Source organism: Vibrio coralliilyticus ATCC BAA-450, from assembly GCF_000176135.1.
In the GTDB taxonomy this organism is placed as follows: Bacteria; Pseudomonadota; Gammaproteobacteria; order Enterobacterales; family Vibrionaceae; genus Vibrio; species Vibrio coralliilyticus.
Genome location: NZ_ACZN01000012.1, coordinates 13,760 through 26,246 on the forward strand (window position 1 = coordinate 13,760; position 12,487 = coordinate 26,246).

The window sequence follows — 12,487 nt, forward strand, 5'->3', positions numbered from 1 at the left end:
CCTCCCAATCGGGAGGCTTTTTTTATGAAGGAATGCAGGATGACCGAACAAAAATACTCACTCGATGAAATTCGCTTACGTTTAAATGAGCTGGATGACGAACTGTTGAAGCTCTTATCTGAACGAAGAAAGATGAGCATTGAGGTGGCTAAGAGTAAAGTTCAGACATCCAAACCGGTTCGTGACGCAAGCCGAGAACAGCAGCTGTTGGTGAAACTGATCAACGCAGGTCGTGACAAGTACGAACTTGATGCTCAGTACATTACTAAGCTGTTCCACACCATCATTGAAGACTCCGTTTTACTGCAACAATCTTACCTGCAGAATCTAGCCAACCCTGAATTGAGCCGTAAACCGCTGGCTCGTGTAGCGTTTCTTGGCTCTAAAGGCTCATACTCCCATCTTGCTAGCCGTGAGTATTTCAGCCGTAAAAATACAGAACTAATCGAGCTCAATTGTGAGCACTTCAAAGAAGTGACACAGACGGTTGAATCTGGTCATGCCGATTATGGCGTACTGCCGATTGAAAACACCAGTTCTGGTTCCATTAATGAAGTTTACGACCTGCTGCAACATACAACGCTGTATATCGTTGGTGAAATGACCCTGCCGATTGAACATTGCCTAGTAGCAACATCGGACATTCGTTTAGAAGAGATAAAAACACTCTACTCACACCCACAGCCTCATCAACAATGCAGTGAGTTCCTGAGCCGAATGAAAGGTGTCACGTTGGAGTCTTGTGCTAGCACAGCTGATGCGATGCAGAAGGTTAAAGAAATGGGCCGCAGCGATGTTGCCGCTATTGGTAATGCTTCGAGTGGCAAGCTCTACGGCCTACAACCGATCCAAGGCAACATTGCCAACCAAACAGAGAATCACACCCGTTTCATTATAGTGGCACGTAAACCTGTCGAAGTGTCCAGCCAGATACCAGCAAAAACGACACTCATCATGTCAACCTCCCAAGACGCCGGTTCATTGGTCGCGACCTTGCTGGTACTACAAAAGTACGGAATCAACATGAACAAATTGGAGTCACGTCCAATTATGGGGAACCCTTGGGAAGAGATGTTTTATGTTGATCTCGAATCTCACCTTGAATCCGAAGAGATGCAGCAAGCCCTGAATGAGCTAACGCAGCTGACTAAACATTTAAAAGTTTTGGGTTGTTACCCAAGTGAGAATGTCAAGCCAACGACAGTGAAACTTCAGTAATTAAACAATGCAGATCAAATAAATTACTTACAAGGACTGACACTATTCATAAATGAACCTAATATTCCGCTTCTTAGTTGCATATTAGGTGTGTGTCAGTCCTTTCAACATATCACTCTGATAGGCGTTATCCATTCATGGGTCAGAAGGCCACTTCCTAGCTGATATGAGATCACTATTTCTACTTACCGTCGCACTTTCCGTGCCCAGTTTTTCTACTCACGCAAACTCTCCACTCAACGTCTACATGTGGGAAGATACGCTCTCACCGAATGTCATCGAAAGCTGGCAATCGAGCACAGGCACACCGCTGAAGCTGTCCCATTTTGATAATGATGATGAACGTAGCCTGTTGATGATGAAAGGTATTCAGCTACCTTTTGATCTCGTGGTTTTGGATAATGTTTCGGCTCAAATATATGGGCGTTTGGGATCGTTTGAAGATCTTACCCAACTGAAAAATCGTCACCATAACGACGACAAATGGCTTCAAGCCTGTGGAAAATACGCTGTTCCTTACTTTTGGGGAACAGTGGGAATAGCTTATCGAAAAGACATAGTGAAAAAGCCTCCAACCAGCTGGCAAGAATTTGTCCATCCACCGAAAGCTCTGGAAGGGCGAATTGGTATGATCAATGACAGCGTCGAAAGCTTTCTACCAGTATTTTACAGCTTGGGGATCTCTCCAACAGAAGAACAAGAATCGCTCTTCCAGCAAGCCTACCCTGAATTGCAATCTTTCAGCGATAAAGTCCTCACCTACGAATACATTCTCAGCTACATCCGTAGTAACAGAAATGCTGCGAAGCTGGCAATGGCTCTGGCTTACAGTGGTGACCAATACTCATTAAATCGCTACTACACTGGTAATCAGTGGGATTTCATCGTTCCTGAAGGTGAGTTATTTTTGTGGGTTGACTGTTTGGCCGTCAGTAGCCATTCAACCAATAAGGAGAAGGCTAAAGCCTTCCTTGAGTACCTTATGGATCCCACTATTGCTGCAACAAATGCAACAGACATCAAAGCTGCAACGCCAAACTTAACGGCGTTAAAACAGATGCCGGATTGGTATCTAGATGATGCATCATTGTTTCCAGAACAACAGCGAGTCGAGCAAGGGCGCGTAGATAGCGAACTCTCGGCATCAAATATCAGCTTACGAGCAAAAATAATAAATCGCATTCTGAAACGTCATGAAGCTCAGTACTAGAGTTCTGTTGCTAGTTTCCCCAGTCATCCTAATCAGTGCTGCGTTTTCTAGCTACGGCATATACAACAACCAAAAAGATGCGTTAATTAAACGCGAAAACAGTTATCTCCAGTTAACGATGGAAAAGCTCGCAGGTCACTTTCGCCAATCAGTGGCACTGCTGAACAGCTATTCCCTGACCTTAACCAAGAGTGACATTATCCGTCATTACTTCGGTCAACAGGATAATCCGTATCGGGAGATGGAGCTGATCGATAACCTGCAGACGACGATAGAGAATCTGCAGGCCAATAAGCAGAACGATATTGCCGTCGCGATTCTGAATCATAATCGCGCCCCGCAGTTCTATGCGGATAATCAGTCCGACCCTTTTTCTAAGCTCGATCAGAATGTGTTCCGCTTTGTGGATCGAACATACCGCCGCACGGGTAACACATCCTACACAGGTTTCACGCAAAACCACCAAGGGCAGAGCATTTTAGTGCGCTACGACGTCCTCGATACCAATACGCTAATTTCTCCGCTTAGTTACAATACCGAGCAGGTATTTTTTATCGTTGTTTATCTGTCATTGGATAAGTTTGACCAACTAAAACACATCATCGAATTTGATAATGACAGCAGCATATTCTTCGCTGACCAACCAGTCATAAAATCAGGGTTGACTCAGTCGGTCGAGCTTAAGCCCAACCTTTATGCGGTGTTAGATCCTGCGCAATACCTACTGGCTGAAAAGCTCCATAAGATCGAACAAAGGCTGCTGTTGTTCTTTGGCGCCTCCACTGCGGCAACGATCCTGATCCTACTGTTTCTGCTCCATCGCCGCGTCATCAGTCCAATTACCCGTCTTGAACACCAACTTCAAGAAGTCGAACAACGTAAGCGCCATAACATTGAACGGCTCAGCAGCGACGATGAAATCGGCCGTTTGTCGGTTCGTTTTTATGATATGTACAAAGAGCTCAATTCAAGTTACCAGAAAACCAAAGCAATGGCGGAGAACGACCACCTGACACAACTGGCCAATCGCTACCAGTTTCAAGTCTATGTCGAGCGTACAATTGCCAACAAACTGCTCCACACCCACGCTTGGATTCTGTATATCGACTTGGACAACTTTAAGTACGTCAATGACAAATACGGGCATCATTTGGGGGATTCGTTGCTGGTGAACTTTGCCGACCATATTCGTGAAATCTGTCATCAGTATGAACTGTCTTATGGCGTGAAGTGCATCGCTTCAAGGTTGTCTGGTGACGAGTTTGCTATTTTCATAGCTTCCGCACACGACAACAATTACCCAGACAAGGTGGCCCAAGCGGTTTTAGAACCGATTCAAAACCCTCAGAGTTCACCGCTAGGCAGCTTTCCGATTACCGCCAGTATCGGCGTGGCGAGCTACCCTCAAGACGGGCAGGATTTAGCCAAACTGCTGTCTAATGCGGACACTGCGATGTATCAGGCCAAACGTGCAGGGAAAAACCAGGTCGCACGTTATTCAGAAGAGCTGGATCAGATTGTTCGTCGCCGAACTCAGATTGAGCGCGCCTTGAGAAATGGCGAGTTCGACGATGAGTTCCATTTGATGTATCAGCCTTACTTTGATCGCTCGGGTAAGACCATTGTCGGCGTGGAAGCTCTGTTGCGTTGGGAGTCACCCAAAATGGGCAAGGTCAATCCGGGCGAGTTTATCCCTATCTCAGAGAAAACGGGGTTATTTGGTAAGATTGATCGCTGGGTCATACTTCAGGCGTTTAAAGACTTTGTCGCCCTGCAAAACTGTTTTGATCATCCGATTCAACTGTCAATCAATCTCTCTTCTGCAGAACTGGACTCCTTGCAACTGGCGCGAGACATACAGCACGCCGCCAATCAATATCACGTAATTCCCGGCTTGGTGGATTTTGAAATCACAGAAACTTTTGCCACAGACTCCCAGAGCTACTCTCTGCTACATGAACTGTCATTGATGGGCTTTAAGTTAGCGATTGATGATTTTGGTTCCGGCTATACATCTATCACTCAGCTTGTAGAATACCCGGTACAGAAAATTAAGCTCGACCGTGAATTTCTTACCGCTCTGATCAAAACCAATAATCAGAAGGTGGTGAAGCCACTGGTGGATTTGTGTCATTCACAGTCAATGATAGTGACTGCTGAAGGCATTGAATCACAGGAAATGCATCAATGGCTGGCGGAGAATCAGTGTGACTACATGCAAGGTTATTTCCTTTCCCCTCCGGTTTCATTGTCTGAGCTGAAATTCCTCGACTCATCCACACAAGGAAACCAGCATGTCGGTGAAGAAAGTTATTGTCGCTTCGCTTAACCCAGCCAAAATTAACGCGGTCAAAAGCGCATTTCAGGCAGCTTTTGACTCACAAACGTTCGAGTTTGTCGGTGTGAGTGTCGCTAGTGAAGTGGCCGATCAACCAATGAGCAATGAAGAAACGCACACAGGTGCGCTCAACCGAGTCCGCAACGCTAAAATGTCTCAACCCAATGGCGACTATTATGTTGGCCTCGAGGCTGGTATTGAAGGTAATGTGACCTTTGCTTGGATGGTGATTGAGTCAGAAACACATCGTGGTGAGTCTCGCTCTGCTAGCTTGATGCTACCACCGGTTGTGATTGAAAAACTGGCTAAGGCTAATGAGCTAGGTGATGTAATGGACGAAGTGTTTGGCACTGACAACATTAAACAGAAAGGTGGCGCCATTAGCCTACTGACGCAAGACCAGTTGACGCGTAGCAGTGTGTATCATCAGGCGTTGATATTGGCATTAATTCCATTTACCAATCCAGAGCACTTCCCCGCTAATCTCTAGGGTCTGTTGACCTTTTGCGGTTAAATTTTGTTCGAGATAAAAGCGTTTTAGTCGCGGCGAGAGGTTTGTCGCCTAGTGACCTAAGCAAAACACCTCTCAACAAAGAGTAAAACGCTTTTAGCCGAACCCTCTGGGCAGCGTTTGTGGTTCCTTTCTACTGCGTTATCGGCTTATCAGGTAGGGCAACTACGTTTCAAATCCTCTGCCTTGTATAAAGAACCCACAAACTGCTGCAAAAATCAGCTCAAAAGGTCAACAGACCCTAATAAAAACAAAGGTGCCGATGGCACCTTTATTTGGGTTCAAGTAAGGCTGAGATTTCAGCCTTTTCTGCTTCGCTCTTCGACTTCAGCTCATTGGAGCCGCGAGTAATGGTGGCGACACCTACCCCTAGCATCTGACTGATTTGGCGCTGAGACAATTCACCTTTAAGCAATTCGCGACATATATTGACCCTTGCGATTAAAGATTCGCGCTCATCGGGTGTGAGCAGCATGGTCAGCAACATCTCGTGTTGGTCGGATTCGCTGCTCGTTTTAATCAAATCTAAGATCTGTTGCCAGTCGGTGTACTCAGGTTGTGTTGCCATTTGCTCTCGCTGCCTAGGACGTCATAAAACTAGTATCTGGTATCAATCTCATTCTGATTGAGAAACGCCCCATCGACCCCCAACAGGTTACGGTAGTATGTTTCAAACATCAGAATGTTCTGCACATAACCACGGGTTTCCTTAAATGGAATGGCTTCAATAAATGCGTAAGCATCCAGTTTGCCTTGGGTACGTTCACGCCAGGTTTTCACTCGGTGTGGTCCAGCATTATACGCAGCAAGCGCGAAAATTCGATTATTATCGTATCGCTCGAGTAAGCCTTTCAGGTAGTGGCTGCCTATCTCTATGTTTTTGCCAACCTCATATAAGTCATTGCTACTGCGATACGACAGCTGATATTTACGCGCAGTGTACTTAGCCGTTGATGGCATAATTTGCATGATACCGCGCGCACCAACAGGAGAACGCGCTTCAACATCCAAACCACTCTCTTGTCTCGCCAATGACATCAGAGTGATTGGATCAATGCTGTGCTTTTCGCCATAGAAGTTAAACCACCAGCGATGAGCCACCGGGAAACGCAGCTCTAGGTTGTCCCACATTTTGGCTTTGATACTCGCCGTAACGGTCAAATGAGACCAGTCTTTATAGGAGGCGTACGCCGCTAGCATCTCTTTTTGCTCAGCATTAGCTCGATTGAGCAACCAACGCCATTCGCTTTTCGCTGCGGCAATTTTATCCCGTTCAATCAGCTCTTCGATGCGCACTAAGGCTGTCATAAACGGTTTGACCGCTTGCTGCTCAAAAGAGATGGTGGAAACTGGGTAATTGATCGATCGCTTGATCTCTTTCGCGGCCGCAACGCTATAGAAGTTTCGCTGACCCACCAGATTTTCAAGACGCTGGCTGCCTTTGGTGATATCCCCCAACGCGACTTCACTGCGTCCTAACCAATATTGCCAGCGCAGGCTTTGCTGCTTTTTATCTGGCAGGTGTCCTATCCAATCTTCCACACCATGCCAGTCTGCTTCTTGAATCGCTAAGCGAACCCTGCGCTCAATCAAATCATTATTACTGGACGTTTCTATCTTTTTATCGCGCCATTGCGCCAAAGACTCGGAATCGGTGTTAATCAATCGGAAGGCAATATAATCAGCCAGCTTCTGCGCCTCGTCTAAAGGCATTTTCTGCGCAGAGGTGGCTTGATCAAACGCTTGCTGCGCCATTCTAACGTCTTTTCGCGCCAGCTTTTTCAACGCAAGCCCTGTCTGAAAACGGTTGAAATCACTATCGCTGTGCTGGCGAGCAAAGTTAACGACATTTTCTGGTCGATTAAACAACGCCTTCATATCAGAGGCTTGCTTACGTGCTTTGTCAGAGTTGAGCTGCTTTTTGAGGTAGTTCATTAGCGAGCCATTACGTGCTTCAAACGCTAGCAGCATACGCTCAAGAATTTGCTGATCGGTTCTTAACCCCGCTTTGTCCCAAACCTCAAACAGCGGGTCACAAGCATCAGCAATACTCTGCCCGGAGTGCCAAAGTTTCTCTGCACCTTCAAAAGCTTGGTCCTTATGACCTGTTCGATAAAGCGCATGATAGTAGTGACATTGATACGTTTCACCGCGTGGTTCTACGGTCTGAAATTCTGCCAGCTTTTGCCATTGTTTTTGTCTGGCAAGACTGTCGATGTATGGAGCTCGAATGCGAGCTGAAAATGGCAACGTACTATAAGTATCAATAAACGCTTCTACTTCCGCCGGTGAGTGTTGCCCGATATCAACTAAAAAAGCACGGTAATCCGTATAAGGTGTTAGAGGGTAATCTTTGATTTTATTACGGATTTCTTGATATTGAGTTACCTGATTATTGTCGAGGTATTCTTGCGCCTGGTCATAAATTTTCCGTTGTTGCTGGAGATCACTTGCCATTGCTGAAGTGGCTAAGCTTGCGCTGCAAACCATCGAGACCCAGGTCAGAATCGATGAAGGAATGCGATGCAGCGACTTTGAAAACGTCAGCATCATAAATTCTCGTCCTGTTGAGAATAATTAGTGTGTTTATTAATTTATGCTTATTGTAAGCAGCCATGTAAAGCGTATAGATGTAAATAATAATAAATTCACACAACTGTGACATAAGTGGCATCGCTATAAATGAATTGTTCACTTATCCATCAATAAGGCCGATTAGTTCCTCATCATCCTCATTTCGAAGGTAACAAAGCCCCCCATCTTGGTATAAAATGCCTCTCTACGTGAATTGAAATTTTAGGAACGATCGGCAATGGCTGAATACGTATATACCATGTCGCGGGTGAGCAAAATCGTGCCACCTAAGCGTCAAATTCTGAAAGACATCTCGCTAAGCTTTTTCCCTGGTGCCAAGATCGGTGTTCTTGGTCTGAACGGTGCGGGTAAATCGACCCTACTGCGTATCATGGCGGGTATTGACACTGATATCGATGGTGAAGCTCGTCCACAACCAGGTCTGAATGTCGGTTACCTACCGCAGGAGCCTGTATTAGACGAGTCTAAGACCGTACGTGAAATCGTTGAAGAAGCGGTATCCGATGTTGCGGGTGCAATGAAGCGTCTTGACGAAGTATACGCTGCGTACGCAGAACCAGATGCTGATTTCGATGTGCTTGCAAAAGAGCAAGGCGAGCTGGAAGCACTGATTCAAGCTAAAGATGGCCACAACCTAGATAACGCGCTTGAGCGTGCGGCAGATGCACTGCGTCTTCCTGAGTGGGATCAAAAGATCGAGCACCTGTCTGGTGGTGAGCGTCGCCGTGTGGCTATCTGTCGTCTGCTACTTGAGAAGCCAGATATGTTGCTTCTCGACGAGCCAACCAACCACTTGGATGCGGAATCAGTCGCTTGGCTTGAGCGATTCCTGGTTGACTATACTGGTACTGTCGTTGCTATCACGCACGACCGTTACTTCCTAGACAATGCTGCAGGTTGGATTCTAGAGCTTGACCGTGGTGAAGGTATCCCATGGCAAGGTAACTACACCTCATGGCTAGAGCAAAAAGACGCGCGTCTACAACAAGAAGCGTCTCAGGAAAAAGCTCGTCAGAAAACCATTGAGAAAGAACTGGAATGGGTTCGCCAGAATCCAAAAGGTCGTCAGGCGAAATCCAAAGCACGTATGGCACGTTTTGAAGAGCTTCAAAGCGGTGATCACCAGAAACGTAATGAGACTAACGAGCTGTTCATCCCGCCAGGTGAGCGCCTAGGTGATAAGGTTATTGAAGTGAATAACCTGACTAAATCGTTCGACGGCCGTGTTCTTATTGATGATCTTTCATTCAGTATGCCAAAAGGTGCCATCGTCGGTATCATTGGTGCCAACGGTGCAGGTAAATCTACCCTCTTCAAGATGCTGAGTGGCACAGAACAGCCAGATTCAGGCTCCATTGATATGGGTGATACGGTCAAGCTGGCGTCTGTCGACCAGTTCCGTGACAGCATGGATGACAGCAAGACTGTCTTCCAGGAAATCTCTGAAGGCGCAGATATCATCAAGATCAACAACTTTGAAATTCCTGCGCGTGCATACTGTTCTCGCTTTAACTTCAAAGGCTCAGACCAGCAAAAGATCATCGGTGAACTATCAGGTGGTGAGCGCAACCGTGTGCACCTTGCTAAACTGCTTAAAGCTGGCGGCAACGTACTGCTACTCGATGAACCAACCAACGACCTTGATGTTGAAACGTTGCGTGCACTAGAAGAAGCACTACTGGAGTTCCCAGGTTGTGCCATGGTTATCTCGCACGACCGTTGGTTCCTAGACCGTATCGCAACGCACATCATCGACTACCGTGATGAAGGTCAGGTGAACTTCTACGAAGGTAACTATACTGAGTATATGGAGTGGCTGAAGAAGACCTTAGGTCCGGAAGCAGCGGAACCGCACCGAATCAAATACAAGCGCATTACTAAGTAATCTTGCTTGAAATTTGTGCAAAGGCCGCTAATATTAGCGGCCTTTATTGTATATTGGTTCACAATACTTACGGCTGTTACCGTGTTTTGAATCAATAATGCGAACCGACGCGTATAGCAGTCACTTCTGATTTGATAGCCTTACTGGATACCATTAAGAGAGACAACTATGATTGAACGCCGTCGCTTTTCGCGCATTGTTTACCAGACACAAGCGTTGCTATCTCAAGAAAACAAAGTGGTGAAATCCTCTTTGTGTGATTTATCCCTGCATGGACTGCTGCTGACGTCAGATGACGCAGACTCGCTTGATGTCGACAGTATGGTAGATGTAGAGTTTTCGCTTCAAGACAGCGATATCACGATTGAGCTGGTCGGCAAAATTGTGGGCCTCAATAACAATGTGATCCGTCTGAGTATTGATCATATTGACATTGAAAGTATCGGACATCTGAAGCGGTTAATTGAATTGAATGTCGGTGACGATGAACTCCTACACAGAGACATTGAGCACCTGTCAGACTTAGGTGAATACACCTAACTAAGCAGTATGTCCAAAAAGATAATAATTTCTATCCCCTCTTCATCTGGGGAGCAACACTTTCACGTTTCAAGAAAAGCCCTTCTTCTGACTATTGCTGGTTCAATCAGTGCGATTGCCTCCAGCGCGACTGTCGTCTATTACAGCTGGCAGCAGCAGAACTCTTCTCAATCTCAAGTCGTTCAACTGCGCAACCAACTTGAGCAAGCCGAGCAACAATACCAACAGCAGGTCAATGAAACTCATACTTTGTCTCAAGAGCTGGAAGAAAAGCGCGATCAAATCCATACCCTAGGCAAGCGAGTTTATGATGTGGAGTCAGTGCTTGGCCTTGCTGACGATACGCAGGCTGAAGAGTACAACTTGGCGAATCGTATTGACGCTGCAGCAATCGATTCTGCCGTACGCGCCACCATGTTCCGCATGATCCCGAACGATACACCGATGGACTATCTGCGCATCTCTTCATCTTATGGTCGACGCATTAATCCAATCACTGGTAAACGTCATACCCATACGGGAATCGATCTGACCTGTAAGCGTGGCGAGGCGATTTACGCTCCAGCCGATGGTGTGGTGGAGACAGTTCGCCCAAGCTCAAAAGGCTTTGGAAACTTCCTGACGCTGAGGCATTCGTTTGGCTTTATGAGCTCATACGCCCACCTTGCGAAATTTAAAGTACGCAGTGGTCAATTTGTGAGTAAGGGAGAGTTAATTGCGACGTGTGGTAACTCAGGAAACTCGACCGGCCCTCACCTGCATTATGAGATCCGTTTTCTTGGCCGAGCGCTGAACCCTCAATACACCATGGATTGGACGCCAGAGAACTTTAACTATCTGTTTGAAAAAGAAAAGAAAGTGAAATGGGCACCGCTGGTTGAGTTGATAGACAATACGGTCAGATTACAAGTCAACCTCACCAACCATCCTTATCAGGATGCCCCGGTAAGTACGGTAAAGCGTGACGAGAACCTAGCCGATACTCTTACCATACAATAAAAAAGAGCTGCCGAGGGCAGCTCTTACGATATCTGGTTAGGAGTTATAGATTAGCCACGATGAATGGAATCATTCGCTTGCTTCAGTAGATTCTGGCTTTCATGCATAAACTGCTGAGAGTAATCACCAAACCACTCGCTTACTTTATTGAAGCTTGTGACAAACGCCTGCTTATCTTTGCCATCCAGCACTTTCAGTGCTTCGCCAAAGCATTGATGGAAACGTTTGATCATCTCGATGTTTTCGTCTGAAGAAAGGATAATATCGCCGTATAGGTTTGGATCCTGACCGAAAAGACGCCCAACCATCGCCAGCTCCAAGCGGTAGATTGGTGAGCTTAGCTTCAACAGCTTATCAATGTTCGGGTTTTCACGGCTCAAGTGTAGGCCGTAGGCAAAAGACGTAAAGTGACGCAACGCCTGAATCAAAGTCATACCATGATCGTGCTCTGAGGCATCAATCTGACATAAACTCGCCCCCCAAATAGAGAACTGTTTCAGTAGCCATTGGTAGTGTTCTTCACCACGACCATCACAGTAAACAATCACCTGCTTAGCTAAACTCGGTACATCAGGGCCAAACATTGGATGTAATCCAACAACAGGACCTTGATGCACATTGAGCATACCTTGCAACGGTTTAGACTTGATCGAGGTTAAGTCACACAAGATGCAATCTTTTGGCAGTTTGCCTAGCTTCTCAATCACGCCCTGGGTCAGATGAATCGGAACAGTAACGACCACTAGGCCTGCGTCCACCAGCATTTCATCCGCTTTATCCCAGTCTTTGCTGCCAAGTACTTTGACATCATAACCAGACAGCTTGAACATACGACCAAACAGACCACCCAGTTGGCCGTTACCACCGACAATCACCACGGAGCGCAATTCTGGATTCAAACACTTAAAGCCAGAATCTTTCTCACTCGCGTAAGACTCACGCATAGTACGGCGAAGAATGTCTTCAATCAGCTGAGGCGGTACGCCTTTCTTTTCCGCTTCTTCGCGACGTGAAGCTAACATGGCCGCTTCGCGATCTGGCGCATAAATCGGCAGACCGTGTTCACTTTTCACTTCACCGACTTTCTCCACCAGAGACAGTCGCTGTGCCAATAAATCCAGAATTTGTTTGTCTACTGCGTCAATTTGATCACGCAATTCATTCAATTCAACGGCCATGATGTTCCTTGTT

At 46.4% G+C, this 12,487-nt stretch carries 10 protein-coding genes and 1 other annotated feature (1 of these 11 only partly in view); of the genes, 7 read left to right on the plus strand and 3 right to left on the minus strand.

The features are described 5' to 3' along the window. Positions 1–26 (plus strand) — a sequence feature (Phe leader region) (it extends 96 nt beyond the left edge of the window). A 13-nt stretch (positions 27–39) separates the two neighbouring features. From pheA to yjjX, 4 genes are all read left to right on the plus strand, one after another. Then, positions 40–1,218: a prephenate dehydratase gene (gene pheA, locus VIC_RS02825; protein ID WP_006957666.1), complete on the plus strand. Its 1,179-nt coding sequence runs from the start codon at positions 40–42 to the stop codon at positions 1,216–1,218. Positions 1,219–1,384: 166 nt separating this feature from the next. Then, a complete protein-coding gene (locus tag VIC_RS02830; protein ID WP_006957668.1) occupies positions 1,385–2,428 on the plus strand; it encodes a polyamine ABC transporter substrate-binding protein in 1,044 nt (347 codons plus the stop codon). Continuing rightward, a complete protein-coding gene (locus VIC_RS02835) occupies positions 2,412–4,757 on the plus strand; it encodes a putative bifunctional diguanylate cyclase/phosphodiesterase (protein ID WP_039951227.1) in 2,346 nt (781 codons plus the stop codon). Before VIC_RS02830 ends, VIC_RS02835 begins: the two co-directional genes overlap by 17 nt. After that, entirely contained in the window at positions 4,723–5,256 is a 534-nt protein-coding gene (gene yjjX / locus VIC_RS02840) for an inosine/xanthosine triphosphatase (protein WP_006957672.1), read from the plus strand. The genes VIC_RS02835 and yjjX overlap by 35 nt, the downstream gene beginning before the upstream one ends. Positions 5,257–5,548: 292 nt before the next feature. Here yjjX and trpR read toward each other — a convergent pair whose 3' ends face one another. Both trpR and sltY read right to left on the minus strand, forming a co-directional pair. Further along, positions 5,549–5,845: a trp operon repressor gene (gene trpR, locus VIC_RS02845; protein ID WP_006957674.1), complete on the minus strand. Its 297-nt coding sequence runs from the start codon at positions 5,843–5,845 to the stop codon at positions 5,549–5,551. Between the two features lie 29 nt (positions 5,846–5,874). Next, positions 5,875–7,830, minus strand: coding sequence for a murein transglycosylase (gene sltY / locus VIC_RS02850; protein WP_006957676.1), 1,956 nt, complete (start codon positions 7,828–7,830; stop codon positions 5,875–5,877). A gap of 259 nt (positions 7,831–8,089) precedes the next feature. On the opposite strand from sltY, the gene ettA reads away from it, so the two are divergent. From ettA to VIC_RS02865, 3 genes are all read left to right on the plus strand, one after another. After that, positions 8,090–9,757, plus strand: coding sequence for an energy-dependent translational throttle protein EttA (gene ettA / locus VIC_RS02855; RefSeq protein ID WP_006957678.1), 1,668 nt, complete (start codon positions 8,090–8,092; stop codon positions 9,755–9,757). Positions 9,758–9,925: 168 nt separating this feature from the next. After that, positions 9,926–10,297, plus strand: a complete 372-nt coding sequence (locus VIC_RS02860; RefSeq protein ID WP_006957680.1) for a PilZ domain-containing protein — start codon at positions 9,926–9,928, stop codon at positions 10,295–10,297. Positions 10,298–10,306: 9 nt separating this feature from the next. Beyond that, positions 10,307–11,296, plus strand: a complete 990-nt coding sequence (locus tag VIC_RS02865; RefSeq protein WP_006957681.1) for a M23 family metallopeptidase — start codon at positions 10,307–10,309, stop codon at positions 11,294–11,296. A 50-nt stretch (positions 11,297–11,346) separates the two neighbouring features. Here the strand turns inward: VIC_RS02865 and tyrA are convergent, their stop codons facing one another. Next, positions 11,347–12,474, minus strand: coding sequence for a bifunctional chorismate mutase/prephenate dehydrogenase (gene tyrA, locus VIC_RS02870; RefSeq protein WP_006957684.1), 1,128 nt, complete (start codon positions 12,472–12,474; stop codon positions 11,347–11,349). Between the last annotated feature and the right edge of the window lie 13 nt (positions 12,475–12,487).